Below are 24,344 nucleotides of genomic sequence, written 5' to 3'. Positions count from 1 at the left end.
ATCGCTCCGTTAATTAGAGACGGCGGCAGAAGCCGCGACAGGGCTGATATGGTCACCATCACGCACAAATGCACCGGCCTTTTCGACAACCTTGTCGCCTGCGGAAAGGCCGCTCAACACTTCAACGAAACCGTTGTCCTGTATGCCGGTTTCGATCTTCACCTGCCGGACAATATTATCCTCCACCTTGCGTGCGGTCGATCCGTCACGATTGGTGGTAACAGCGGAAAGAGGAAGCGCCAGAGCATTTTCCTGGGCGACAATGATTTCGGCGTTGGCGTACATGCCCGAGCGTGCCTCATCTGCCGGAATTGTAATATGGATAGAGCCAAGACGGGTCACCGGATCAACGGTTGGCGACACAAGACGCACCTTGCCTTCGACACGTTTGCTGGCTCCGGCAATGGTCAAAAATGCGGACTGACCGATTTTGATTTTCTGAATGCTGGTTTCTGAGAGTTCGGCGACCAGTTCAATAGCGCCGTCCTTGATAACTGTAAAAAGCGGGGTTCCGGAACCGTTGGCGATGGCGCCAATCTTGGCGTTCTTTGCCGCGATGATACCGCCCACCGGAGATTTGACGCCAGTGCGGGCAAGTTTCAGATCAATGTCATCAATCTGGGTATCAACGACCTTTACATCGGCTTCGCCGACCGTGACCGCCTGTCTGGCGGCTTGCAGCCGTGCCATTGCAACTTCGGCCTGTGCCTGGGTCTGTTCAACCTGCGAGACGGAACCTGAGCCGCTTTTGCCGAGCCTTGCTGCACGGTCGCTCTGGCGGGAGGCATCGTCGGAATTAGCCTGCGCTTCGATAACCTGCGCCTTGAATTGTGCAAGGGCCGCTTCAGCCTTCGCCTTGTTGGCTTCAAGCTGGCTCTTTTGCAGGAGAAGCGCGTCGGTAGACAACACAGCCAGAACTTCGTTGGCTTCCACTTTGTCACCGATATCGACATTCAGCTTGTCAATGGACAGACCGTCGACCAAAGGCTGCACGTAGATTTCATCAACCGGCTGAATGGTGCCCGTGGCGATAATCCGGTCCACCAAATCGCGTTTGACCGTTTCTGTCACGACGATTGAAGGCAGGTTTGCTTGTGCCTCAGCGGGAGACTTCTCCTCGGCCGTTGCTGCAAAGGGCAGCAATACGCTGGAAAGAAGTGCCACAACAAATGGCTTGCCGATGGTTTTGCGCTGCATGTGTCATATCCGCGAAAGGTCGTTCACATGCTCTTATGCGTGCTCCACGTCAGAAGGCATTGACTACGACTTGTGAAACCAGAGACGAAAACTCTTGTCATTTGGCGCAGGCTATATTGTCCAGAGCATTAAGGCGAAACTGTATCCCCCGCACCAATGCCAGCCATCGAAACCTCAAACAGAAATTTTTTATCTGCAGCGCAATGTAATTAGTCAGCTGGTACAAATCAATATACGCAACAACTTTAGTTGCTATACATTTATGAATATCTCCAGTGGTTGTATTGTTCATCGAAATCGCGGGTTTACATGAAATGAGGTGCGTAGACAAAACCACGCACCTCATTTTGTCAGTTGACGTGACCCGGCACCAAAGCACTTGAGAATGAGTGTTCAGGTTCCGCCAGTTATGGGGCCTGCGACTATTTCAGAGCAGCATCGGTGATTTCAGTGGTGTAGGCACCGCTTGGTTCCTTGGTAATAACTGGATCGGAGCCGCCACCAAGAAGTGTTTTGACTGTGCGTTCGTAATCCACAGCATCTAGTGCACCGGTGGCGCCTGCCGTCAGTTTTGCCACTTCCGTCATCATGCCCTTCTGGTGTGCTTCGGTCTGTGCGCCGGAGGCGTCGTTTTCAAGAACGATATCAGCGGCTTCATCGGGATGGTCCTCGGCATATTTCCAGCCCTTCAGTGACGCACGGACGAACTTGACCATGTTGTCCTTAAACGTCGCATCCTTCAGCTTGTCTTCCAGAACGTAGAGACCGTCTTCCAGAGTTGCGACGCCTTCATCTTCATATTTGAAGGTCACGAGATCGTCGGCTTTCACGCCAGCTTCCAGAACCTGCAGATATTCATTGTAGGTCATGGTGGAAATGCAAGCGGCCTGCTTCTGCAACAGTGGATCGACGTTGAAGCCCTGCTTGAGAACCGTGACACCTTCTGCACCACCTTCGGTCGGGATGTTCAGGTGCGCCATCCAGGACAGGAACGGGTATTCGTTGCCAAAGAACCAGACGCCCAGTGTCTTGCCCTTGAAATCATCAGGTTTGGTGATGCCGGTTTCTTTCAGGCATGTCAGCATCATGCCAGATTTTTTGAATGGCTGGGCAATATTGACCAGCGGCACGCCTTTTTCGCGTGTTGCGAGCGCCGATGGCATCCAGTCCACGATGACATCCGCACCGCCGCCGGCCAGAACCTGTGCGGGTGCAATGTCAGGGCCACCCGGCTTGATGTCGACATCAAGCCCTTCAGCCTCGTAAAAACCCTTGTCCTTGGCAACGTAATATCCGGCAAACTGTGCCTGTGTGACCCATTTGAGTTGCAGTGTCACCTTTTCGGCAGCTTGAGCGCTGAACGCAGTCATCAGCGACGCGCCCGCCAGAAGAATGGATGCAAGTTTCATTTTCATTGCTGTTCCCTTTTTCTTATTTACGTTCGTCCACCACGGACGGACGGATGCCAGAAGGTGACGGCCCGCTCTGCGAGCGCCACCAATCCGTAAAAGCCTGAACCCGCCAGCGCCGCGACGGCGATTTCGGCCCAGACCATATCCACATTGCTTCGCCCCATTTCGGCGGAGATGCGGAAACCCATGCCCACGATAGGCGTGCCGAAGAACTCCGCGACGATGGCGCCGATCAGTGCCAGCGTGGAGTTGATTTTCAGGGCGTTGAAGATGAACGGCCAGGCGGCAGGTAGGCGCAGCTTCAGCAGCGTCTTCCACCAACTGGCCGCATAGGTGTGCATCAGGTCCCGCTCCATGTGGCTCGATGCTTCCAGCCCCTGCACGGTATTCACCAGCATCGGGAAGAAGGTCATGATGATCACGACCGCAACCTTGGACGGCCAATCGAAACCGAACCACATGACCATGATCGGCGCTACGCCGATGACGGGCAGGGCGGAAATGAAATTGCCGATTGGCAGCAGGCCTTTTTGCAAGAAAGGAGAGCGGTCGATCAGAATGGCGACAATGAAACCTAGGCCGCAGCCTGCGATGTACCCGGTGAGAACCGATTTCAGGAATGTCTGGCGGAAGTCCGCCCAGAGAATGGGAAGTGAGCTAAAGAGCCGCGCACCAATGGCGCTCGGTGCCGGCAGCAGGATCGAGGGCACGGCAAAGCCGCGCACCAGCCCTTCCCACAGAACCAGCAAGGTGACACCGAATAGGATAGGCACGGCAAGACGGGCTGTCCGGTTCAACGCGTCAGATTGGAATTTCTGGCGGACAAGCCATTCATTCAGCGACCAAGCGGCGATCCAGAATGCGACTGCGCTGATAATCCATAAGGGTTGGGTCATGGTCTTGCTCCCATGCGTTTCAGCACACGTCGATGGGCAATACCAACAAGCGATACGAGGATGGCAGCCACGGCAGCTGCCATGAACAGGGCCGCCCAGATCTGCACGGTCTGCCCGTAGTAGGAGCCAGAAAGAAGCCGTGCACCGAGACCGGCCACAGCACCGGTTGGCAGCTCACCGACGATGGCGCCGACCAGAGAAATGGCGACCGCAATTTTCAATGAGGTGAACAGGTAGGGCATGGCTGATGGCCAGCGCAACTTCCAGAATGTTTGCTGCGGTGTGGCGTTGTAGGTGCGCATCAGGTCAAGCTGAATGGCTTCGGGGCTGCGCAGTCCCTTCACCATGCCAACAACAATCGGGAAAAAGCTGAGATAGGTGGAGATCAGTGCCTTGGGCAACAGGCCCGAGATATTGATGGAGTTGAGCACCACGATGATCATCGGGGCGATTGCAAGGATCGGGATGGTCTGGCTGGCAATGACCCACGGCATTAGTGAGCGGTCCAGCGCGCGGTTATGCACAATGGCAATGGCCAGCACAACACCAAGCACGGTGCCGATACCAAAGCCGAGCAGCGTGGCCGACAGTGTAATGCCGGCGTGATAGACGAGGCTGCGTTTTGAGGTGATCGCCTTGTTGACGGTGGTGTCCCAAAGTTCGGCGATGATCTGATGCGGGGCGGGCAGTACCGGCCGCTCCTGCGCAAAGGTTTGCGGCAGCACGTGCCAGAAGCCGATTTCCTGACCGGCGCGTGCCGCCTGATCACGCACGAATGGCGCGTTCAGATAGACGACAAACAGGTGCCAGATGACAAGAATGGCGAGAATAACGGTAAGGACGGGCAGGATGCGATCGCGGAAGAGCGTCATGACCGCCCCCCTGTTTGTGGCGCAATCCCTGTCTTGATCTCTACTTCTACCTCAGCCCTCGAGGTGTTGCGAGGTGAGGACAAATGTGGGGAAGAGGGGCGTGATGAGAAGTCTTTGGAGGCGGGAGGGCTGGTGAGAAACAAGGCGGAAAATAGACTATTCCTCATAGCTGTGCCCCGCTTTCAGACCTTCCCGAACCCGGTGGGCGATTTCAAGGAATTCCGGACTCTCGCGAATATCGAGTGGCCGTTCGCGTGGAAGGGTTGATTCAATGACGTCGGTTACGCGACCGGGGCGCGGAGACATGACAACGATCTTGGTGGAGAGGTAGACCGCTTCCGGAATGGAGTGGGTGACGAAACAGATGGTTTTGCCTGTGCTGTCCCAAAGCTTCAAAAGCTGTTCGTTGAGGTGGTCGCGCACGATTTCATCCAACGCGCCAAATGGTTCGTCCATCAGCAGAAGGTCGGCGTCGAAGGCCAATGCGCGCGCGATCGAGGCGCGTTGCTGCATGCCGCCGGAAAGCTGCCATGGATATTTTTTGCCAAAGCCATTGAGGTTGACGAGGTTCAGCGTGCGCTCAATGCGGCTTTGCTGTTCGGCCTTGGTGTAGCCCATGATTTCCAGCGGCAAGGCGATGTTTTTTTCGATGCTGCGCCAGGGGTAAAGGGCGGCGGCCTGAAATACATAACCGTAGGAGCGATCCTTGCGGGCATTTTCCGGTGTCGTGCCATTGACGGTGATATCGCCAGAAGTGTGTTTTTCCAGATCGGCGATCACTCGCAAGAATGTCGTCTTGCCACAACCGGACGGGCCGATGAAGGAGACAAAATCTCCTTTCTTGACCTCTAGATTGACGTTGGAGAGGGCATGCACCGGACCATCACCCGTTTCAAAGGTGAGGCCAAGGTTTTGGGCGGAAACAACGGAGTATGAAGGAGGTACTGTCATCGGCATTTCGGAAGCGGTCCCCAGCTTGTGCCATCCTTGAAACGGATCGTGTAACCCTTGGTGCTTTTGGTCAGATCGACCATTTCCTTGTCGCCCTGTTCCCCTTCGCTTTCGCATTGGGTTTCAATGCGGAAACCGGACGAGGTCTTCTCGGCGGTGCCTGAAAACGCGCAATAGGCGGTCGAGGTGGTGATGCCGTCGTCATTCAGCAGGAAGAAGATATCGGCTCCGCTGGATTCCCCGGTTTTGGAATAGCGGCAGCCTTCCTTTTCGCCATAAGCGCCATCCAGGAAGGTGGCGCTCATGGCTGTGGTGGCAGGCAATAAAGGCAATGCAATCAACATCAGAATTCTGGCCATGATTGATCCAACCTGTTGTGAAATTTGCGTTTTGACGTGTTTACGGACTGTCCTGCTTATTACGGTGTGTTGCTGCCAAGCGCCTTTCTGGCGAGCGGCAACATGTGGAACTCTGTCAGTTTCGCCAGAGGCAGCGGGCTTTGCCCGTGAATAGGAAGCCAGCGGACATCTTCGATTTCTGCCTGCGGGGTGACGTCTTGGTTGAGCATGGCGACAAAGGCATGGGCGACAACGGTGGCGCCCGGTTCGTTGGCTGCCATTTCCCGGTAGACGCCCTGATAGGAGAAAGCGCTTTCGTCGAGATCGAGAGAAATCTCCTCTGACAGTTCACGGCACAGCGCCTGACCGGGCGTTTCGCCGGCGTCGATCTTGCCGCCGGGCTGCATGAACTGGCTGGTGCCGCGTTTGCGCACCACCAGCATTTCCTGTTTTTCGTTGAGAAGAATTGCAGCGGAGATAATGATTTCGCGTGTTGTATCGTCGCTCATGTCACACTCCACTTGCCGGAATGCCCGATCGTTCCACCTTGCGTGGTGCGGTCAGTTCTTTCCATGTCGAGAGCGCCTTGCCCGTTGCCGTGAACGGATCTCGGGCGATAAATTTGCCATGTCCCTCACGGTTCTTGATGGTGTTTTCTTCAATAGAAACAACACCTCTTGTCAGGGTGAAGCGGGGCAGGCCTTTGACCTTCCGGCCCTCGAACACATTGTAGTCGATGGCGGATTGTTGTTGGGCAGCCGAGATGGTCTTTTCCCGTTTGGGGTCCCAGACAACGATATCGGCATCGGCGCCAACCAGAATAGCGCCCTTGCGCGGGTAGATGTTGAGGATCTTGGCGATATTGGTGGAGGTCACTGCCACAAATTCATTCATGGTTAGGCGTCCAGTCGTTACGCCGTGGGTCCATAAAAGTGGCATGCGGTCTTCAAGGCCGCCGGTGCCGTTTGGTATCTTGCGAAAATCACCTATGCCATTGCGTTTCTGCTCTGTCGTGAAGGCGCAGTGGTCGGTCGCAACACACGACAGTGAACCGCTGGACAGGCCAGCCCACAGGCTATCCTGATGTTGTTTGTTTCGGAATGGTGGTGACATGACGCGACGGGCGGCATGATCCCAGTCCTTGTCGAAATATTCGCTTTCATCCAGAACCAAGTGCTGGATCAGCGGTTCACCGTAGGCACGCATCCCCTTCTGGCGGGCGCGCCGGATCGCTTCATGGCTTTGTTCACAGGAGGTGTGCACGATATAGACAGGCGAACCTGCCATGTCCGCGATGACGATGGCGCGGTTGGTGGCCTCACCTTCAACCTCGGGCGGTCGGGAGTAGGCATGGGCTTCCGGTCCGGAATTGCCTTCGGCAATCAATTTTTCCTGCATCTGGGCAACGATGTCGCCGTTTTCAGCATGGACGAAGGGCAGGGCGCCCAGTTCAGCGCATCGCTGGAAGGAGGCAAACATCTCGTCATCATTGACCATCAATGCGCCTTTGTAGGCCATGAAGTGTTTGAAGCTGTTGATGCCCTTGTCCTGAACGATGGTCTTCATTTCGTTGAAGACCTGTTCGCCCCACCAGGTAATCGCCATGTGGAAGGAATAATCGCAATTGGCGCGGGTCGTCTTGTTGTCCCAGCGGTGCAAAGCATCCAACAGTGACTGGCCGGGTTCAGGCAGGCAAAAATCGACCACCATGGTGGTGCCGCCTGCCAGAGCCGCTCTTGTGCCGCTTTCAAAATCATCCGCCGAATAGGTGCCCATGAAGGGCATTTCGAGATGGACATGCGGGTCGATACCGCCCGGCATCACGTAGCAATCGGAGGCGTCCAGCACCACGCCGCCGGAGAGGTCGGTGCCGATTTCAATAATCTTGCCGTCGTCGATCTTCACATCGGACCGGTAGCTGAGATCGGCTGTGACGATGGTGCCACCCTTGATGACTGTGGTCATTCTGCAATCTCCGCTGTTTCCAACACTGCATGCAGCAGGACATCCGCACCGGCCGCAGCCCATTCTTTGGAGATGGCTTCGGCTTCATTGTGGGAAAGTCCATCAACGCAGGGGCACATGATCATGGTGGTTGGCGCGACTTTGGCGGTCCAGCAGGCGTCGTGACCGGCGCCGGAAATGATATCCATGTGGCTGTAGCCGAGGTGTTCCGACGCATTACGCACGCAATTCACAAGAGTCGGGTCAAAGGTTACAGGGTCGAAGTGGCCAATGGCCTCGATAGAGCAACCAACGCCAAGATCGGCGGCGATTTTTGGTGCTGCGGCTTCGATATGCGCGCGCATGCTGTCAAGTTTTGCCTGATCCGGTGTGCGGATGTCGATGGTAAATACGACTTTGCCTGGCAGGACGTTACGGGAGTTCGGGGAGAAAAAGACCTGGCCAACCCCGCCGACTGCACCGGGTTGATGGTCCATTGCAACGCCCTGAACCATTTCCAAAATGCGTCCCATTGCCAGCCCGGCATTGACGCGCATATCCATCGGCGTCGAGCCGGTGTGGGCTTCTTTGCCTGTCAACGTCACTTCCAGCCACCACAGGCCCTGGCCGTGAGTGACCACGCCAATCTGCCGGTTTTCGGCCTCCAGAATGGGGCCCTGTTCAATGTGGTATTCGAAATAGGCGTGCATCTTGCGTGCACCGACCTCTTCCTCGCCAAGCCAGCCGATACGTTTCAGCTCATCGCCGTAGGTTTTACCGTCCGGGTCCTTTCGACCATAGGCGTAGTCAAGCGAATGCACGCCAGCAAATACACCTGACGCCAGCATGGCTGGGGCGAAGCGCGCGCCTTCCTCATTGGCCCAGTTGGTAACAACAACGGGATGTTTGGTTCTGATTTTCATATCATTGAGGCTGCGCACAACTTCAAGCCCCGCCAATACGCCGAGAACACCGTCATATTTGCCACCCGTCGGCTGGGTGTCGAGGTGACTGCCGATATAGACCGGCAGGGCATCCGGATCGGAGCCGGGGCGGGTGGCAAACATGCTGCCCATCTGGTCAACGCCTACCGTCATGCCGGCAGCTTCGCACCATGATTTAAACAGGTGGCGACCTTCGCCATCTTCATCCGTCAATGTCTGGCGGTTGTTGCCGCCAGCAATGCCAGGGCCGATCTTCGCCATGTCTTCCAACGCATCCCAAAGCCTGTCGGCATTGATCCGCATATTTTGTCCCGGTGCTGCCACCATTCTTATCTTTTCCTCACCTGTTTGACATTGCTGACGCAAGGGGCATGCCATTCCTGATTTTTCGCAATTCTTTTTCGTGGATTGCCCATTGCCAGCGATGTTTGATAAATTGACCGCTTGGTAAACATTGTGAATTTTCGATCTGCTGATTTACCCTGTGTCGTGAATTTCAATGGTAAAATCCGCAAATAATGCCTAAACTATAGACCGTGCCAATTTTCTAGTCATTGCTGGTTGGCAATTGCATTTAAAAGAAACAGGAAGCCCATGGCCATTCCACGTGCCGCAAAAACCCAAAAACGCACCCGTATTCAGGAAGAGAAACAGGAAGCAATTCTGGAAGCGGCACTGGATGTATTTTCCGTTCATGGTTTCCGCGGCACCACAATAGACCAGATTGCCGAAGTGGCGGGAATGTCCAAACCCAATCTGCTCTATTATTTTCGCACCAAGGAAGCGATGCATCGCGGCCTGATCGAAAGGGTGCTCGACACATGGCTGGATCCGCTGCGGGCGTTTAATGCGGACGGTAATCCTGAAACGGAAATCCGGTCTTATATTCGTCGCAAGCTGGAAATGGCACGGGACTTTCCGCGTGAAAGCCGACTGTTCGCCAATGAAATCCTGCAAGGCGCACCGCATATTGAAGATGAATTGAAGGGCCCGCTGAAAGAACTGGTCGATGAAAAGGCCGAGGTCATTCGTGTGTGGATCAAGGCGGGGCTGATGACCAAGTGTGATCCTTACCACCTGATTTTCTCGATCTGGTCGACAACCCAGCATTATGCCGACTTTGATGTGCAGGTGCGGGCCGTGCTCGGCAAGGAAAATGACGGGGAGGGGCGCTTTGAAGATGCGGCGCGCTATCTCGAGCAGTTGTTCGTCGGCGGCCTCAATATCAAGCCGTTGAGCGCGTGATACGATATATATTTACGGTTGAAAAATGCGTCAGGTGAAAAATCATGACGTAAATCATCAACTTTATACTTTACTCTAAAACTCACCTTTATTATGGTGCCGGCAACCCCGACGATTCAGGGTGTGTTAAACAACATAAAGGTGAGGCATGGCGCGGAAAGACAAGAAGAAAGCTGAACGTGGTGGCAAGGCTGCTGCAAGTCAGTCTCAATCTGTAGTTTCTGCCAATGAACAGGTCGCTGCCGGCCCGAAAAGCTTTCTTTATGTTGGCGGCCGCGACTGCCAGGTTGCACATCTTCGCCAGATTGCCAGCAACTTCGATGCTGAACTGATCCATCACGATGGCGGGTTGCGTGAGGCCGTCTCGCGTATCGATACGCTGCTTCCCTCTGTCGACTGCGTTTTCTGCCCCATCGACTGTATTAGTCATGATGCGTGTCTGCGGGTGAAGTCGGGCTGCAAGAAATTCGGCAAGACGTTTATTCCGCTGCGCAACGGTAGCAAATCCAGTCTGGAGCGGGCGCTGCAGACGATGAATGAGCGGAATGCCAGCAATGAGCGAAGAGCACAGTGACAGTTCATTATCTTTAAACGACGACCTTGCCGATCTGCACAAGATCGCAGCCAGCAATGGCGAAGGGTTTGTACCTGATATGCATGAAATTATCGGCGAGCGTGAGAGACGCTCCCGCGCCGCACGGGAAAAGACCAACATACTGCTCTTTCCCCATTTGAGGGCACGCCATCCCGGCGATGACATTCCGATCGATCTCGGCGCGGATGCAGAAAATGGCGGTAATATTCTGAGGTTTCGCTGGTACAAGCGGTAGAACGTTACTCTTGCAATATCGGAGTGCTTTCCTGGCTCAGGTTCTGACCTTGAAGAAAGCACCCGCAGCGAGAACCAGCCATCCACCGATCATGCCAAGTCCCCCTGATGGCGCCGCCATCGGGAAAAGGCTGCTTCCTGAGAAGTGGCGTGATACAAGATCGCCAACGAAGATCAGCGTTCCCAGGCCCAATAAAAGGCTGGCAGGCATTGCTGTTCTGACAGTATTCCATCCGATGAACAGTGCAACGAGGACAGGCGCATGAGCAAGGCTCATCGCTGACGCATTGCCCAGCATGTAGGCTTCGCCGGTATGGGTGGCCGCTGCCGCCAAAGCGACACCGGCAGCACCAAGAATGCCACCGAGGAAAAGCGCCACGGGGCGCAATCGTTCATGTGCGGTCATGATGGATTTTCTTCCTGATTTTGCATATGCAGAGCCAACTGTTCGACCGGCCGCCAGATGATGTCGCGCAATTTGGGGTTAGCGATGGTCTCTTCCATAGCAAGCCGGAAGCACAGCAGCCACTCATCCCGTTCAGCCGGACCAATCGGTGCCACGAAATGGCGACGGCGCAGCATCGGGTGGCCATATTTTTCGACATAGACCGGTGGTCCGCCAAGATAGCCGGTCAGGTAGTCGTAAAACTTGCTTTCACTTTTGGACAAATCCGGTGGATGGATGGCACGGCAGCGGGCCGCTTCCGGCGTGGTATCCATCAATTCGTAAAACCGTTTCGTCAGCGCGCGGACGGTCTCGTCGCCGCCAATCGCCTGATACAGCGTGATGGTTTCATCGCTCAAGACAGTCATCCCTTGTTGGTTGCCGCACTTATTGCGCTAACAAAACGCAAGCGCAACAGTGAAACAGGGGATGCGGCAATTTCGCAGGGTGACCTCAGCCGAAATTACGGATGAGGTTCAAGCCCTTTTTCAACAGCGTTTCAGCGTCCTGCTCGTTGGCGGCTTCCACGTAGCAGCGCATCTCTGGTGCGTTGCCGGATGGGCGGAAGTGAATGGTGCTTCCGTCGGTCAGGGTAACACGAAGTCCATCTATGTCACTGGTGGACTGTACCTTGCCGACAGATGCAAGAAAACCAGCCAGATTGTCCTCGGAGGCACGCAAATGCGCCATCAGGGCAGCACTTTTTTCCTGGGCAAAATTCTCCAGCCTATCGGCTGCTGCGATGGGCAGATTATATGTTTCTGCCAGTGCCGACAGTGTTTGTTTGCGCTCAGCGGCAAGCGACAGAACGGCGAGGATCGGCAGGAAACTGTCACGGGTTGGCAGCGGTGAAAGGCTGTATCCGTTGATGGTGAAGGTCGAGGCCGTCAACAGGCCGCCATTGGCTTCAAAGCCCATGACTGCATCCTTGCCCGCCGCTAGCGCGTCGTTCATGCCTGCAATGACGAAGGGCGAGCCCACCTTGGTGCGGACAACATCGAAGTCACCGCTCGCTTCGATACCGGAGTTGGATGTGACCGGGGTGACGACAGCTTTGGCACCGAGGAAACCAGCAGTGATGAGGCCAATCAGGTCGCCACGCAAGGGCGTGCCGTTTTCATCGGCGAGGAGAGGGCGGTCGCCATCACCATCGGCGGAAACAATGGCATCGAGCGTTTGCTGGTAGGCCCATTTTTTCAGGAGTTTTAACGTCTCATCAGAAACTGCTTCCGTGTCGACGGGAATGAATGTCTCAGAGCGTCCGAGAGCTACCACGTCTGCCCCATAATGGCTGAGAACGTCGACAAACAAATCTCGAGCGACCGTGCTGTGCTGATAGACGCCGATCTTCAGACCTGTGAGCGCTTTTTCAGGCAGCAGAGCGATGTTGCGGTCGTAGAACAGTTTTGCCGTCTTGGCCGATTGGTCTTCTGCCGTTCCGGGCGTCAGATCGCGGAGTTCCTGCTCCACCTTTTCGGCTTGCGCAGCAATAGCGGTCTCATCCTGCTTGTCGATCTCGCCATCCGGGCGATAAAATTTGATGCCGTTACGGTCAGCCGGAATATGGGAGCCTGTGATCATCAAGGCTGGCGCATCAAGCGACATGGCGTGAAGCGCCAAAGCCGGGGTCGGCACTGTGCCGCAGTCAATCGGCTTGAAACCCGCGCGTGTCAACGCGCCAATGCAGGTTTCTGCGATGGAAGGGCTGGACGCACGAAAGTCGCGCCCGATCAATATGGGTGATCCTGTCTTGGCAAGACCAGCAGCAATCAGGTGTTTTGCAAAGGCAGTTGCGTAAACGGCAGAAGCGCTGCCTTCGAGGTCGACTGAGAGGCCGCGAAGACCACTCGTTCCGAATTTCAGGCTCATAATCCCTCGTTCCACATTTGCGCTGCGACGCAGCTAAATTGAATTTTGTCCAGATTTTTAAATGAATTAAACCCGGTTAGGTTCCAGCATCCATGTTGGCGTACATTACCACATTTTCTGGCCCATCTGCTTTGCAAGAGCAACAAAATGTTTGGTCGTTGCTAAAAGCCAGCCTTTCAAGTTTTAACTAAAGTAACTCAATATTCATGATGATGACCTAGAAATGACGTGTGCGGTTTTGCGCAATTTTGCCAAATCGTTAGTGCGTAAGCTTTGCCTGTCCATTTGTGGGACGGCTGAGTGTTGATCATGGAGTGTGTTGGAAGAGCGGATGTACAAGCTTGGAAAAGCGAAAGACAAACAGGCTCACTCGCCCATGGAAGAAGCTCCGCGGCCGCAGGGATCGCTGCTTGACGCCTATCTGAATGCCGAATCCGATAAGCCGTCATATACGGAATCTGAACGGTCCGCACTAAGGCCGGAGCCGCAACAACCTTACGTTATCCGTCCGCAACAATCCGCATTTGCCGGTTATTTCCCCGGCATCAACTTCATCGATCGCATTGGTATCGGTGATATTCTGTCGTGGCTGCGGGACGGCATCATATGGATCATTCTGGCGATCATCGCTTGTGTTGGTGCAGCGCTTGCCTATTCGGCAATGACACCACAGCGTTACACCGCCTACACCGATATCATCGTTAACCCATCCAACCTCAACGTGATCAATGATGGTGTGTTTTCGGTCAGCCCGCAGCGCGATACACAAATCCTTGAAGTCGAAAGCAAGCTGCGAACCCTGACATCCCGCAACGTGCTGTCGCAGGTTGTGAGCGAACTCAAGCTGGACAGAGACCCGGAATTTATCAACCCTACCCCGATTGAACGCTTCAAGATGTTGCTATCCCGTCCGCCGGAAGAAGGCGACAACAGCATTGGAGCATTACGTGCATTGGGCGACCGGGTGGTCGCCGAACGCGACCCACGTTCGTTTGTCGTGACAGTGGCTGTCTGGTCGGCAAATCCCGAAAAGTCGGTGACGCTTTCCAACGCCATCATCAATGCGTTTGAGAATGAACTGTTTCAGACAACGTCTGAAGGCAGTCGTCGTGTTGCCGATGACCTGAACACCCGCCTTGAGGAATTGCGCGTCAATGTGACGGAAGCGGAAAAGAAGGTCGAGGAGTTCAAGCGGCAGAACGGCTTGCAGGTCAATAATGGTGAACTGGTCAGTAACCAGTTGTCTGGTGAACTGAATGCACAGGTACTTTCTGCGCAACAGCGGCTTATTCAGGAAGAATCGCGACTGAAGCAGATGGAGCAGGCCATTTCGCAACAGCGTGTGGCGAGTTCCGCCATTTTTGACAGCGAGACGATGAACACGATCCGCGAGCAATACAGCATCCTGCAGCAGCAGATCGGCGCGATGACCATGACCTATGGCAGCCGCCATCCACGCCTTGCGACTGCGAATGCAGAGAAGGCGATGCTGGAACAGGGGTTTGCTCAGGAAGCGCAGCGTATTCTCGAAACCGTCAAAACCAGCGTTGCTGAATCACGGTCTTCGCTGGATGCATTGCGCCAGAAGGCTGTTGCCGAACGCGCCAATGTGTTTACCGACAATGATGCGCAGGTGAAACTGCGTGATCTTGAACGCGATGCAAGAACCGTTGCTGCAATTTATGAAACCTATCTGACCCGATCGCGCCAGATTGCCGAACAGCAGGCCATCAATTCCACCAACGTGCGGGTTATTTCCCGTGCGGTTTCGCCAAACTTCCGCAGCTGGCCTCCCGGTAAAATGACGCTGATGATCTTGGGTGGTTTTGCTGGACTGTTCCTCGGAATTGGCCTGGCATTGACGTTTGGTGCGTGGCGTTACCTGCGCGGCAGCTACGGATTTGCCCCAGTGGCTGCCACGCGCGCCTGATTATTTTCGCGAGAACCGTTCTATATTGGCGGAGATCAGGTGCTTGAGCGCCTTGAGATAACGTTTGGAACGGCTTTTGGCGGCAATTGCCGAACTCCAGTCGACCATCGACGAATTGATGTCGAAATCGCCGCGCTGGCTTTCCGGGATATCGCCCGCTTCAATGCGTTTAATCAGTGATGGCAAGGCCGCGTAAAATTGCGGCGAGCGATAGGGCGGGTGCAGTGAGTACATGCCCTGGCCGGTTCCCATATAGTCCAACCGATAGAGATTCCTGGCAATCATATTGGTGCTCAGGGCTTCTTCCGCCGGCATGGAAATCGGCTTCTGATTAAAGGCGTAAGAGCGTATGCGACGCTTGAGGTCGGGGCGCAGCAGGTCAAGCGAACCGATGCGGTCAGCAAACCGTTGCATGTCGATCATGAAAATGCGGGTGCTGACAGTCGGGAAACGCCAGGCGGGGCTGTCCAGCTGCAGTTTTTCCGCGCGAAGAATGTGCTTTACCCCGGGCATCCCAACATGCAGTGAAAGGCTCATGTCGCCGCCGTCTTTCGGTGGGCCGGAGAAGGGGCACACGACCAGCGCGTTTGGTTGTGCTTCAAGCTGGGCAATGGCTTCGCTTATCCATGTCTGGCTGGCACCACCAAACAGCATGTCGCTGTCCATGTGCAGCACGCAACGGGCGTTGGCGCGCATCAGCCCATAAAAATACACATAGAAAGGACCGCCATCGAATGCCTTGTCGGGGTAATGCGGAGCCCTGGAGAAGAACAGGTGCTCGAGTTTTCGGTGCGCTTCTGCGCTATAGTCGACAGTATCGATATGCAGTTTGGGATGCTTGATCCTCAGGCTTTCCAGAAATGCAAATAACCGTGCCTTGGCCGCGCCAAAGCCTTGGCCCTTGTAGCGGCCAGCATTGACCTGTCCGGTATCAACCGTCACCAGAATACGATCAACCTGATTTTCCCATACCCGGATCTGATGCGGCAATGTGTGGATGACATGCGGAGCATCAAAAGGATGCATATTGATTTGAAGGGCAGTTTGGACGGGCGCCAGATCAGCATTCATGGACTATGCACCGCGATTACGGAATTCGTTGATAACGGACAACATGGATTTCGGCTGGAAACTCCAGTCCAGCGGCAATGGTCGATTGACCGTGCCGTCCTTGCGCGGATAGGCCCAACGTATCCAGCTGTACTGGTCGGAAATGCCCCAGGTGGTGATGGAATCGAGAGGGCCGCCTTCCGATGCCGCCTCAAGGAAGTCCTTGACCTGTGCTGAAATAATTGCGTCGCGTTCCTCTGCTGGCTCCGGCAGTTCATGGTCCATCACATCAAGCTCGGTCACCAGAACCTTAAGGCCATGTCCGCGCATCTCGCTGACAAACGCGGCCAGTTCCTGTTTGGCAATTGGCCAGCCGCCGCGCAAATGGCCCTGTAGACCGATGGCATGGATCGGCACGTCCTGATCCAACAGTTCCAGTACGAGATCGCGGAAGGCCGTGCGCTTATTGGGTGAGTTGCGGATCGAAAATTCAATGTCGTATTCGTTGAGCACCAGCTGCGCTGTTGGGTCTGCCGCATGGGCATAACGGAACGCCTTGGCGATATGGTCGTTGCCAAGGTTCTCGAACCAGAAGCCATCACGACGGGCTTTTGGGCCATCTGCGGCGTCGGGGATTGGTTCGTTCACAACATCCCAGCTTCGCGTCACGTCCTTATAACGGGCGACAGTAGTGTTGATGTGATCTTCCATCAGCTTTTCAACGGCGGCTGCACCACTGACTGACGATATCCAGCTTGGCAGCGCTGCATACCACACCAGCGGGTGTCCATGCATGGTCAGCTTGTTCTGGCGGGCGAAGTCGGCAATCGCATCCACCGCGGTAAAATCATATGCGTCAGGGGAGGGACGCATGGCGTCCCACTTCATCTCATTGACGGGCGTGATGCGCGAGCAATATTGCAGGACGGCTTCGCCAACCCGTGAATCCGCCTGCATGTCCGGCAGATAGACCGCAGCGCCATAGGGGATAAGTTTACTGTCGGTCTTGGTCGATTTGGCGAAAGATGAACCAGCTGCTGTCAGTGACAGACCTGCTGCTGTTGCTGTGCGCAAAAAATCTCTTCTGCCAAACATTCTCGGCACCTGCTCCGCTTTGTCTTTTGATGGGACTGATAATAACAGACTATTGTTTACCGGAGGGTTTTCTTGTGAAATGAAGTTAACGCCCTGTTTGGCATGATATATCGGCAGTTTTTCATTTAATGCCGTAGTAACTTCCCTCTGCGCATGCTGCCGCCAGTTTTATTATTTGGCCAGAAATCACCCATGTCCGTGTCCGTCGTCATTCCTGTTCGCAATGGTGAAGCCTTTATCGGCGAAGCCATCAACAGCGTGCTGGCGCAAGGTCCGCTGGCCGGGGAAGTGATCGTAGTCGACGATGGTTCGACGGATGGAACGGCTGCAGTTGTTAAGGCAATTACAGACCCGCGCGTCACGTTGCTGACCAGACCTTCCGGGCGAAAGGGCGTGTCGGCGGTTCGCAATTTCGGTCTTTCAAAAGCCTCGGGTGAATGGACAATGTTTCTCGATGCCGATGACCGGTTGCGTGAGGGGGCTTTTGCGACCTTGCTTGCCGGTGCAGACGGCGCTGACGTCGTTGCAATTTATGGCGACTATGAGCGGATAAATGAGCAGGGAGAAAAAATCGGCAGGCGCAACCTGATCCGCAAACGCAGCAAGCCTTCAGGTCACATTCTGGAAAATCTGGTCGGCGGAAATTTTATCGTCAATGGCGGCATCATGCTGGTCAAGACGGCAATGTTTCGTGCGGTAGGCGGTTTTGACGAAACTCTCCGCTATGGCGAAGACTGGCATGGCTGGTGCCTGCTGGGGGCCAAAGGCCCTTTCCGCTATGTCGAAGGCGCGCATGTGCTCGATTACCGTGTCCACACCTCAAGCGTGATGATGTCCAAGACGCTGGAGTTTGCCGATTGTATTCCTGTCATTGACGCGATTTTTAATGACCCGTCCATTCTGGCAGGTCTGCCGTCCGAGCGGGTAAAAGCCCTGCGGCAGAAGGCGGAAGGGCATATGAATGCTTATACGATTGCCCAAGACATACGTGCGCACCGATATGGGAAAGCATTCATGGCATTAAGCGATACTTTAATTCACCGGCCAAGACAGGCCAAGCGCGCATTGCTGTTTTCGGCTGCTGCGCTCGCTGGACTGTAGGAGTTAGATTTTATGACCACTCAGGCTCCTCACGCCGTTGTCTGTATTCCAAGTTTTCGCCGGCCGGACGGTTTGAAAAAGACGCTGGCGTCGCTCGCCACACAACAGGTCGATTTTTCCTTTGCCATCGTGGTCATTGACAATGATGGCGTCGGTCAAGAGGCTCTGGCGGTCACGCAAAGCTTTCTTACTGATACAGGCATGTTGGGGCAGGCGTTTGTTGAACCGCAGCAGGGCAATTGTTATGCCATCAACTCGGCCTTTGCCAAAGCGCGCAGCCTTTATCCCTCTGCATCTTACTTTTTGATGATCGATGATGACGAGATCGCATCGCCCATGTGGCTTGCCAATATGGTGCGAACGGCTGAAACGCTTGATGTCGACATTGTTGGTGGTCCGGTCATCCGCGCCTTTGACAAGCCCGCTTCGAAGGGCGTGGAGCTACATCCGCTGTTTGGTTCGATCGAGGCAAAAACCGGCCCTGTCGATATGATCCACGGCTCTGGAAATTGCCTGCTGTCCAAACGGGTTTTCGAGAGGCTGGAAAAGCCGCAATTTGACGTACAGTTCAACTTTCTCGGCGGCGGCGACATGGATTTTTTCACACGCAGCAAACGCGCCGGTTTGCGTTTTGGCTGGAGTGCGGAAGCCATCATCACCGAGTTTGTGCCGGTTGAGCGTATGGAACCCAAATGGATCATGACACGCTCATTGCGTACCGGCATCATCAACTATTCGATTGATCGTGCCCGCAGGCCCGGCCTGCAGGGAGCGGTGCTGTTGCAGGCCAAAAATGTTATAAGCCTTGGACTGTCGCTCGTGCGTGCCGTCTCGGTGTTTGCAAAAACCGGCCAGCCGCTGGTTGCCACACACCCGGTTTTGCTTTCGGTCGGCCGTGTGCTTGCCAGCATCGGTATTACGCTGTCGCCCTATAAGGCAAAACCGCAATCATAAGCCGGTTCAGGCGCTTGCCTGTGCAGGCGAGGGAGAATTGCGCAGGCTAAGAAGAGCCATCCATACGGCCAAGGCAATGCCGATTTCGACAATGAAATAGCTGCCAAGCGTTCCATAAATACCGAAGGCCCAGGTGGTCAGCGCCACCAGCAGCGAACCGATGAGGTTGCCGCTGTTCCAGATTTTTGCGCGGATATTCTGGTGTCCAGAAGCCCCCAATGCCTCGAGCGCCGTAGCTGCAACCGCCATAGGCAGCACTGCCCAGCAGAGGATACGGGTGAGGCTTGGCAGGGACACGTATTCCTGGCCGAACAACAGCGGCAGCAGTGGCGCAAAAATGGTGATGACACCGGCGCTGCCGATAGCGATAACAAGTGCTGCTTTCAAAATACCCTTGGCACGTTCAATGGTCTTGCCCATGCCCTGCATGGCAAGCGACGCGGAGCCCGGATAGATCAGGCGATTGAGCGCTTCTACAGAAAGGTAGGAGCTGTCCAGAATACGACGTGCAATCGAATAGCTGCCGAGAATTTCTGCACTGGCCAATGCGCCGAGTATCAGGATGTCGGCATTACCGCGCACAGCCTTGAAGAAAAACTGGGTCGAGAACAGGATGCCGATACGGATTTCTTCACGCACGATCGTAAACAGCGGTGCGCCCAGCCTTTTGGTGGTCTTGAGGCAGATGACGGCTGTGATGGCGTGAGCCGCAAAGTTCCACAGTGCCCAGCCTTCCACGGTCGTGACATTGAAAACCAGACATGCGCCAACCGCAGCAATGGTCCGGGTTATCGCAAACAGCACTTCCAGCTTGTTTGCCGAGGCAAATTCCGAATGGGCAATAAAGCTTTGCGTCGATAACGACACCACCTTCAACAGAATGAGGTTGGTGAACAGGATCAATGCGGCGGTGATCAGCGTGTCGACCAGCAGCGGTGACGTCGGGAAAAACACCGGTATGGTGATCATGCCAATCAGAAACAACAGGCCGCCCGATGCAGCGCTGAGAATGTAGGCATGACCCAGCATCATCGGATAGGACGAGCGGTCCTGCGCCACACGGCGGATGAGTGTTTCGTTGGAACCGATGCCGCAGATTTGCACGCCAAGATTGGTGACGGCGGTAATCGAGGCAAACAGTGCGAACTGTTCTACGCCGAGATGGCGGGCGAGCAGGGCGAATGTCAAAAGCTGTGCAGCGCTCGACATCAGCAGTGCGCCACCGGACGCCGAGTAAGACAGGGCCATTTGCAGCAAACGTCGGAAATTATAGTTTGACGTATTCACGTCCTGCTCCTGTTTTCCGGCTTGTGTGCCGCACATCCGGATATATGGCTTCAGTCACGCGACAACGCCCTGCCAGACCCGAATTGAGTTTTGACTTCTGACCTTAACTGCCTGACGGTAAGAGAGAGTTAAAGAGCTTCATGTTTTTATGGTTACTGGGGCTTATGTATCGTATCTCTGAGAAAATGATTCTGTATTTCAGGTCGATAGCCCAGTAGTTAGCAAGATCAGGCAAATTGAAAACGGCTTTATGAACATTAACGTCACCAAAGCAGGACCTTATGGCACGTTTAACTGACATGGATGATGTTTCTATGTCGGATGACGTCTCCGAGCGACCGCGGTGGCTTGTCGGATTTTTGTTCGTGGCCGTGTTTCTGTACTTGTGGATCTCCGTTCGACCATTTGAAAATCTTGCGACTGCTTCTGGTGGTTCCAATGCGCTGAACCAGCTTGTTGGCCTTGCTCTTACCGGCGTGCTTTTGCTGTTTGCAGTGCGCTATCAGCTTCTTGGCCTTTTGCTGAAACCGCGCTTGCCGATATTTCTCTTATTTGGCTGGATGTTGATTGCGTCCGTGCTGGGCAGCCAGCCCGGCACGGCCATCCAACGCCTGGTTTTTACCGGCCTGTTGTGTCTCATCACCAGCATCATTGCGGTACTTCCGTCTGATCGCCAGCAGTTTGCGCGTTTGCTGGCCATAGCGTCCAGCGTGTTGCTGCTGGTCTGTTATGGCGGTGTCATCCTTTTGCCGGCACGATCTATCCATCAGGCCTATGACCTGTCAGAACCGGCGCTAGCCGGGGACTGGCGTGGCGTGTTCAACCACAAAAATGCCGCTGCACCAGCCATGATCATGCTGGTGTTTTTTGGGCTTTACCTGCGCGGTTCCTGGTCCAAATGGAAGGGAACGATCATCACGTTGCTCGCCTTCGTCTTTCTGATGAAGACCAATGGTAAAACAGCCGCCATGCTTTTGCCTGTTACCCTGATGTTGTCCTGGTGGCTGGAACGGCACCCGCGCCAGGTTCTCTTGGTTGTGGGTGGCCTGATCGGTCTTTTGAACCTGTTTGCGGTGGGCTCTACCTTCTCCAGCTCGATCCGCGATGTGGTTGAGAGCCTGGGTGTCGACGCGACATTCACCGGACGTACGGATATCTGGGAACTGTCATTCGTCACCTTTTTCCATTCACCGATTTTCGGGCAGGGGTTCCAGTCCTTCTGGAACACAACCGCCTTGCTCGACCAATTTGCAGTTCATGAGACATGGGCGGTTGGCGCAGCGCACGCCCATAACGGTTACATTGAAAGCCTGCTGAATGGCGGTCTGCCTGCTTTCGTTCTCACCTGCATCTGGTTGGTTATCCTGCCGGCACGCGATCTTACCAAGTCTATCCAGAACGGTGCAGCGCCGGATTTGAACCGGCTGTTTGCCCGTATGTGGATCTTCGCTCTGCTTTCTGCTTGCCTTGAAAGCAATTTTTTCACTGGGACTGGTCCCATCTGGTCGTCAATGTTGATTGCAATCTATTGTATGCATCATCAGGCACATGACCAACTCTGTGAGGCAAATGTTGCTTCAGGTTCTTCGAAACAACGTTATCCGGAAAGGCACATAACCCATGTCTAGCAAGGGAACGCTGTTTGAGAGAATTTCCAACCGTCTTGTCCGGCATATTCCGACGAAGCGCGTGGATGTGCAGACTCGTACACCAATCGTGTCCTTTACGTTTGACGATATTCCGCAGACGGCAAGCAGGGCTGGTGCGCAGATCCTGGAAGATGCCGGCGGGAAGGGTACGTTTTATACCTCGGCCAGTTTTATCGATACGGTCGACAATGGCGAGCAGATGGCAACCGCTGCCGACTGCAGAGAACTTGCCGCGCGCGGGCATGAGCTTGCCTGCCACACATATTCTCACCGCAAACTGATTAGTTTTTCGAAGCAGGAGTTGGATAACGATCTGACACGCAATGGCGAAGTGCTTTCAAGCTTCGACCATCGTCAAACGCCACGCAATTTTTCAGTGCCGTTTGGAAAGGCTTATTTGCCATCGCAACCGACGCTGAAGCGACGCTTCCGTTCATCACGCGGCATTTTGCCTGGCGTCAATCGCGAGAATACCGATCTCTACCATCTGCTGGCGGTCGAACTTCGTCCTGATCCGCATTTTTTGGAAACTGCAGATTATTGGCTGAATTCGGCGATTGAAAATCCCGGCTGGCTGATTTTCTTCACGCATGACGTCTCGGACAATCCATCATTTTACGGATGCCCTAGGGAGCGTCTGCAATCGCTTGTGCAAAGGTCGGTTGCTGCTGGTTGCCGCATCCTGACTGTCGATGCGGCGCTGGAGGAGCTTGGCCTCGTAGAGGCGAAGCGGGCTGCCAAGGTATAGTTGGTTTTGGTTAGTGCCTTGCCAGCTTCATTTTGAGGCCTGAGGCGCTAATGACCACAAGCATGACGACAATCAGGGCTGGCCAGATAAAGCAGAGTGCCAGGCCCATGACGCGCATGACATCCCATCCGCGGCCCTTTTTCACACCTTCCAGATACGTCATGGTCAGCGAAATTGCGGTGCCGATCACATAAATAACAAGCGAAATGGTCGTGAGCATTGTCGTTTCCCACTGTGGACGTTAGAAAATTCATTTACCGAGTTATTGATTAAAATTATATCAATCATGGAAATGCGGCAACATTGAAGAACGCCCGGAACGCCTGCAAACCGGTCTAATTGTCACCCTTCAAATCTTAGGGTCACAGATATTTGCCAGAAACGAAAAGAGCCAGACCTTATTTGGGCTGGCTCATCTGGTAGGGTTTTGGGTTTGGCCGGGTCTTTGTTCGCGGCAGTTTTTTGGCAGCTGCTGCGCGCTTGGGAAAAAAACGGTGCTGTAGCAGGGCATAGATCGCCAGCGGATTGGTCAGTAGATAGCGTTTGCCCAAACGACGGGGTTCCTGCAGCATGCGGTGAAGCCATTCCAGCCCCATATCCTGCATCCATTGCGGCGCACGTTTGTTGCGTCCGGCAAGGAAGTCGAACAGGCCGCCACAGGTCTTGATGACGGCGACGCCTTTCAGCTTGTCGATATTGCGGCTGACAAATTGCTGCTCAAGCGGAATGCCAAAGCCGACCCACAATATGTCGGTGCCTGATTTGATGACTTCTTCAATGACGGCGTCTTCCTGATCGGCAGTAAAATAGCCATTGCGGGCACCCGCAAAGATCAGATCAGGATAAAGCTCTTTCATTTTGGCAACTGCGGCGTCATTGACCTGTGGCGTCGCACCAAGGAAATAAAACCGCGTTCCCGTCTTCTCTGCCCGTTTGGCAACGGCATGAACAAGATCCGTTGTGGCGACACGTTCCGGCAATTGCTGTTTGCAGAACCAGCGGGTGAACAGCACGAGCGACATGCCGTCAGCATGGATTTCATCGGCCTCGACAATGGTCTGCTCAAAGGCAGGATTGCCGTGACATTCGGCGATGACTTGGCCGTTTGCAGATGTGGAGTAATAGGGGCGGGCAGTGCGGTCACGTGTGGGGGTGGCACGTTCGATGAAGTCATCGGCCGATTCTTCCATGCCTGCTTTAACGACTTGCAATCTCGCGAGTGCAATCGTCGGCCAGTTTCTCCCTTGGCCTTTTGCATGCATGGTGTTCATCCCCACAAAATCATTTTGGATTTAAACGGTTATTGGCCCGTTTCGAACTATATTACTGCCTCTTTAAATACAAAACTGCAACGCGAAAGGGTTGGTCTAGTTAACTGCAAGTTACGCCAATTCGTATAATCGAGCGTTTTTACCGTTATTTAGCCAAGAAAATGCGTCGTTTCCTGTCGTTAAGTTGGTCAAATGTTCCCAAACGGGCAGGTGAAACAGCATAAGGGGATTTTGTATTCATCTTTTGCTAACCATACCGCACAAGGGCTGTGCATGAAGGCATGTAATGAGGTTAGCGGGGAGGGGCCTCACAGGAG

Annotated in this window: 24 protein-coding genes and 1 pseudogene; 8 read left to right on the top strand and 17 right to left on the bottom strand. The window is 54.5% G+C overall.

What is annotated here, in order from left to right:
* Window positions 1-9: 9 nt before the first annotated feature.
* The 9 genes from ACZ5FM_RS12095 to ACZ5FM_RS12055 all read right to left on the bottom strand — a co-directional run bounded on the left by ACZ5FM_RS12095 (window position 10) and on the right by ACZ5FM_RS12055 (window position 8,881).
* On the bottom strand, window positions 10-1,197 hold the full coding sequence (locus tag ACZ5FM_RS12095) for an efflux RND transporter periplasmic adaptor subunit (RefSeq protein WP_464038809.1): 1,188 nt from the start codon (window positions 1,195-1,197) through the stop codon (window positions 10-12).
* 422 nt (window positions 1,198-1,619) lie between these two features.
* Window positions 1,620-2,612 (bottom strand): ABC transporter substrate-binding protein, encoded by a 993-nt coding sequence (locus ACZ5FM_RS12090; protein ID WP_464038808.1) that lies wholly within the window; start codon window positions 2,610-2,612, stop codon window positions 1,620-1,622.
* Between the two features lie 20 nt (window positions 2,613-2,632).
* Complete coding sequence (locus tag ACZ5FM_RS12085) at window positions 2,633-3,505, bottom strand: ABC transporter permease (RefSeq protein WP_464038807.1); 873 nt, start codon at window positions 3,503-3,505, stop codon at window positions 2,633-2,635.
* Window positions 3,502-4,377 carry an ABC transporter permease gene (locus ACZ5FM_RS12080; protein ID WP_464038806.1) on the bottom strand — a complete coding sequence of 292 codons (876 nt, stop codon included), beginning with the start codon at window positions 4,375-4,377 and terminating at the stop codon, window positions 3,502-3,504. The genes ACZ5FM_RS12085 and ACZ5FM_RS12080 overlap by 4 nt, the downstream gene beginning before the upstream one ends.
* A 156-nt stretch (window positions 4,378-4,533) precedes the next feature.
* Complete coding sequence (locus tag ACZ5FM_RS12075; protein ID WP_464038805.1) at window positions 4,534-5,328, bottom strand: ABC transporter ATP-binding protein; 795 nt, start codon at window positions 5,326-5,328, stop codon at window positions 4,534-4,536.
* Window positions 5,325-5,687, bottom strand: coding sequence for a hypothetical protein (locus ACZ5FM_RS12070; RefSeq protein WP_464038804.1), 363 nt, complete (start codon window positions 5,685-5,687; stop codon window positions 5,325-5,327). Before ACZ5FM_RS12070 ends, ACZ5FM_RS12075 begins: the two co-directional genes overlap by 4 nt.
* Window positions 5,688-5,746: 59 nt before the next feature.
* Window positions 5,747-6,175 (bottom strand): NUDIX hydrolase, encoded by a 429-nt coding sequence (locus ACZ5FM_RS12065; protein WP_464038803.1) that lies wholly within the window; start codon window positions 6,173-6,175, stop codon window positions 5,747-5,749.
* Window position 6,176: 1 nt separating this feature from the next.
* Window positions 6,177-7,631: a dihydropyrimidinase gene (gene hydA / locus ACZ5FM_RS12060; RefSeq protein ID WP_464038802.1), complete on the bottom strand. Its 1,455-nt coding sequence runs from the start codon at window positions 7,629-7,631 to the stop codon at window positions 6,177-6,179.
* Window positions 7,628-8,881, bottom strand: coding sequence for a Zn-dependent hydrolase (locus ACZ5FM_RS12055; RefSeq protein ID WP_464038801.1), 1,254 nt, complete (start codon window positions 8,879-8,881; stop codon window positions 7,628-7,630). The genes hydA and ACZ5FM_RS12055 overlap by 4 nt, the downstream gene beginning before the upstream one ends.
* Before the next feature lie 267 nt (window positions 8,882-9,148).
* On the opposite strand from ACZ5FM_RS12055, the gene ACZ5FM_RS12050 reads away from it, so the two are divergent.
* The 3 genes and pseudogenes from ACZ5FM_RS12050 (at window position 9,149) to ACZ5FM_RS12040 (ending at window position 10,629) form a co-directional block, all read left to right on the top strand.
* Entirely contained in the window at window positions 9,149-9,799 is a 651-nt protein-coding gene (locus tag ACZ5FM_RS12050; protein ID WP_192488264.1) for a TetR family transcriptional regulator C-terminal domain-containing protein, read from the top strand.
* A 250-nt stretch (window positions 9,800-10,049) separates the two neighbouring features.
* Window positions 10,050-10,373 (top strand): annotated as a pseudogene (locus ACZ5FM_RS12045) (DUF2325 domain-containing protein); the annotation flags it as partial.
* On the top strand, window positions 10,354-10,629 hold the full coding sequence (locus ACZ5FM_RS12040) for a hypothetical protein (RefSeq protein ID WP_464038800.1): 276 nt from the start codon (window positions 10,354-10,356) through the stop codon (window positions 10,627-10,629). The pseudogene ACZ5FM_RS12045 and the gene ACZ5FM_RS12040, both read left to right, overlap by 20 nt.
* Before the next feature lie 36 nt (window positions 10,630-10,665).
* Here the strand turns inward: ACZ5FM_RS12040 and ACZ5FM_RS12035 are convergent, their stop codons facing one another.
* The 3 genes from ACZ5FM_RS12035 to ACZ5FM_RS12025 form a co-directional block, all read right to left on the bottom strand.
* Window positions 10,666-11,034, bottom strand: coding sequence for a DUF423 domain-containing protein (locus ACZ5FM_RS12035; protein ID WP_464038799.1), 369 nt, complete (start codon window positions 11,032-11,034; stop codon window positions 10,666-10,668).
* The gene (locus ACZ5FM_RS12030; protein ID WP_464038798.1) at window positions 11,031-11,432 is read right to left on the bottom strand and encodes a group II truncated hemoglobin; all 402 of its coding nucleotides are present in this window, start codon (window positions 11,430-11,432) and stop codon (window positions 11,031-11,033) included. Before ACZ5FM_RS12030 ends, ACZ5FM_RS12035 begins: the two co-directional genes overlap by 4 nt.
* Before the next feature lie 94 nt (window positions 11,433-11,526).
* Window positions 11,527-12,942, bottom strand: coding sequence for a phosphomannomutase (locus tag ACZ5FM_RS12025; protein ID WP_464038797.1), 1,416 nt, complete (start codon window positions 12,940-12,942; stop codon window positions 11,527-11,529).
* Between the two features lie 331 nt (window positions 12,943-13,273).
* Here ACZ5FM_RS12025 and ACZ5FM_RS12020 point away from each other — a divergent pair, with 331 nt between their 5' ends.
* Window positions 13,274-14,872, top strand: coding sequence for a GumC family protein (locus ACZ5FM_RS12020; protein WP_464038796.1), 1,599 nt, complete (start codon window positions 13,274-13,276; stop codon window positions 14,870-14,872).
* Here ACZ5FM_RS12020 and ACZ5FM_RS12015 read toward each other — a convergent pair whose 3' ends face one another.
* Window positions 14,873-15,943 carry a glycosyltransferase family 2 protein gene (locus tag ACZ5FM_RS12015; RefSeq protein ID WP_464038795.1) on the bottom strand — a complete coding sequence of 357 codons (1,071 nt, stop codon included), beginning with the start codon at window positions 15,941-15,943 and terminating at the stop codon, window positions 14,873-14,875. It lies immediately after the preceding gene.
* Window positions 15,944-15,946: 3 nt separating this feature from the next.
* Window positions 15,947-17,017 (bottom strand): endo-1,4-beta-xylanase, encoded by a 1,071-nt coding sequence (locus tag ACZ5FM_RS12010; RefSeq protein ID WP_464038794.1) that lies wholly within the window; start codon window positions 17,015-17,017, stop codon window positions 15,947-15,949.
* Between the two features lie 192 nt (window positions 17,018-17,209).
* Here ACZ5FM_RS12010 and ACZ5FM_RS12005 point away from each other — a divergent pair, with 192 nt between their 5' ends.
* Both ACZ5FM_RS12005 and ACZ5FM_RS12000 read left to right on the top strand, forming a co-directional pair.
* A complete protein-coding gene (locus ACZ5FM_RS12005; RefSeq protein WP_464038793.1) occupies window positions 17,210-18,118 on the top strand; it encodes a glycosyltransferase family 2 protein in 909 nt (302 codons plus the stop codon).
* Between the two features lie 12 nt (window positions 18,119-18,130).
* The gene (locus ACZ5FM_RS12000; RefSeq protein WP_464038792.1) at window positions 18,131-19,072 is read left to right on the top strand and encodes a glycosyltransferase family 2 protein; all 942 of its coding nucleotides are present in this window, start codon (window positions 18,131-18,133) and stop codon (window positions 19,070-19,072) included.
* 6 nt (window positions 19,073-19,078) lie between these two features.
* On the opposite strand, the gene ACZ5FM_RS11995 is transcribed toward ACZ5FM_RS12000, so the two are convergent.
* Window positions 19,079-20,320: a lipopolysaccharide biosynthesis protein gene (locus tag ACZ5FM_RS11995; protein WP_464040465.1), complete on the bottom strand. Its 1,242-nt coding sequence runs from the start codon at window positions 20,318-20,320 to the stop codon at window positions 19,079-19,081.
* Window positions 20,321-20,673: 353 nt separating this feature from the next.
* Between ACZ5FM_RS11995 and ACZ5FM_RS11990 the strand changes: the two genes are divergently transcribed.
* Both ACZ5FM_RS11990 and ACZ5FM_RS11985 read left to right on the top strand, forming a co-directional pair.
* Window positions 20,674-21,987, top strand: coding sequence for an O-antigen ligase family protein (locus ACZ5FM_RS11990; RefSeq protein WP_464040464.1), 1,314 nt, complete (start codon window positions 20,674-20,676; stop codon window positions 21,985-21,987).
* A complete protein-coding gene (locus tag ACZ5FM_RS11985; protein ID WP_464038791.1) occupies window positions 21,980-22,756 on the top strand; it encodes a polysaccharide deacetylase family protein in 777 nt (258 codons plus the stop codon). Before ACZ5FM_RS11990 ends, ACZ5FM_RS11985 begins: the two co-directional genes overlap by 8 nt.
* A 10-nt stretch (window positions 22,757-22,766) precedes the next feature.
* Here ACZ5FM_RS11985 and ACZ5FM_RS11980 read toward each other — a convergent pair whose 3' ends face one another.
* Window positions 22,767-22,976, bottom strand: coding sequence for a hypothetical protein (locus tag ACZ5FM_RS11980; RefSeq protein ID WP_275641795.1), 210 nt, complete (start codon window positions 22,974-22,976; stop codon window positions 22,767-22,769).
* Window positions 22,977-23,154: 178 nt separating this feature from the next.
* Entirely contained in the window at window positions 23,155-24,018 is an 864-nt protein-coding gene (locus tag ACZ5FM_RS11975) for a WecB/TagA/CpsF family glycosyltransferase (protein ID WP_464038790.1), read from the bottom strand.
* Between the last annotated feature and the right edge of the window lie 326 nt (window positions 24,019-24,344).

It is taken from the genome of Agrobacterium sp. 5Ca50, assembly GCF_055381905.1.
The sequence above is the reverse complement of the archived record's forward strand: the minus strand, read 5'-3'. Positions and strand labels throughout refer to the sequence as shown.

Excerpts from the sequence above, each read along its gene's own strand:
- ACZ5FM_RS12095 (WP_464038809.1), bottom strand. The coding sequence starts at position 1,197 with ATGCAGCGCAAAACCATCGGCAAGCCATTTGTTGTGGCACTTCTTTCC.
- ACZ5FM_RS12090 (WP_464038808.1), bottom strand. The coding sequence starts at position 2,612 with ATGAAAATGAAACTTGCATCCATTCTTCTGGCGGGCGCGTCGCTGATG.
- ACZ5FM_RS12085 (WP_464038807.1), bottom strand. The coding sequence starts at position 3,505 with ATGACCCAACCCTTATGGATTATCAGCGCAGTCGCATTCTGGATCGCC.
- ACZ5FM_RS12080 (WP_464038806.1), bottom strand. The coding sequence starts at position 4,377 with ATGACGCTCTTCCGCGATCGCATCCTGCCCGTCCTTACCGTTATTCTC.
- ACZ5FM_RS12075 (WP_464038805.1), bottom strand. The coding sequence starts at position 5,328 with ATGACAGTACCTCCTTCATACTCCGTTGTTTCCGCCCAAAACCTTGGC.
- ACZ5FM_RS12070 (WP_464038804.1), bottom strand. The coding sequence starts at position 5,687 with ATGGCCAGAATTCTGATGTTGATTGCATTGCCTTTATTGCCTGCCACC.
- ACZ5FM_RS12065 (WP_464038803.1), bottom strand. The coding sequence starts at position 6,175 with ATGAGCGACGATACAACACGCGAAATCATTATCTCCGCTGCAATTCTT.
- hydA (WP_464038802.1), bottom strand. The coding sequence starts at position 7,631 with ATGACCACAGTCATCAAGGGTGGCACCATCGTCACAGCCGATCTCAGC.
- ACZ5FM_RS12055 (WP_464038801.1), bottom strand. The coding sequence starts at position 8,881 with ATGGTGGCAGCACCGGGACAAAATATGCGGATCAATGCCGACAGGCTT.
- ACZ5FM_RS12050 (WP_192488264.1), top strand. The coding sequence starts at position 9,149 with ATGGCCATTCCACGTGCCGCAAAAACCCAAAAACGCACCCGTATTCAG.
- ACZ5FM_RS12040 (WP_464038800.1), top strand. The coding sequence starts at position 10,354 with ATGAGCGAAGAGCACAGTGACAGTTCATTATCTTTAAACGACGACCTT.
- ACZ5FM_RS12035 (WP_464038799.1), bottom strand. The coding sequence starts at position 11,034 with ATGACCGCACATGAACGATTGCGCCCCGTGGCGCTTTTCCTCGGTGGC.
- ACZ5FM_RS12025 (WP_464038797.1), bottom strand. The coding sequence starts at position 12,942 with ATGAGCCTGAAATTCGGAACGAGTGGTCTTCGCGGCCTCTCAGTCGAC.
- ACZ5FM_RS12020 (WP_464038796.1), top strand. The coding sequence starts at position 13,274 with ATGTACAAGCTTGGAAAAGCGAAAGACAAACAGGCTCACTCGCCCATG.
- ACZ5FM_RS12015 (WP_464038795.1), bottom strand. The coding sequence starts at position 15,943 with ATGAATGCTGATCTGGCGCCCGTCCAAACTGCCCTTCAAATCAATATG.
- ACZ5FM_RS12010 (WP_464038794.1), bottom strand. The coding sequence starts at position 17,017 with ATGTTTGGCAGAAGAGATTTTTTGCGCACAGCAACAGCAGCAGGTCTG.
- ACZ5FM_RS12005 (WP_464038793.1), top strand. The coding sequence starts at position 17,210 with ATGTCCGTGTCCGTCGTCATTCCTGTTCGCAATGGTGAAGCCTTTATC.
- ACZ5FM_RS12000 (WP_464038792.1), top strand. The coding sequence starts at position 18,131 with ATGACCACTCAGGCTCCTCACGCCGTTGTCTGTATTCCAAGTTTTCGC.
- ACZ5FM_RS11995 (WP_464040465.1), bottom strand. The coding sequence starts at position 20,320 with ATGGCCCTGTCTTACTCGGCGTCCGGTGGCGCACTGCTGATGTCGAGC.
- ACZ5FM_RS11990 (WP_464040464.1), top strand. The coding sequence starts at position 20,674 with ATGTCGGATGACGTCTCCGAGCGACCGCGGTGGCTTGTCGGATTTTTG.
- ACZ5FM_RS11985 (WP_464038791.1), top strand. The coding sequence starts at position 21,980 with ATGTCTAGCAAGGGAACGCTGTTTGAGAGAATTTCCAACCGTCTTGTC.
- ACZ5FM_RS11980 (WP_275641795.1), bottom strand. The coding sequence starts at position 22,976 with ATGCTCACGACCATTTCGCTTGTTATTTATGTGATCGGCACCGCAATT.
- ACZ5FM_RS11975 (WP_464038790.1), bottom strand. The coding sequence starts at position 24,018 with ATGCATGCAAAAGGCCAAGGGAGAAACTGGCCGACGATTGCACTCGCG.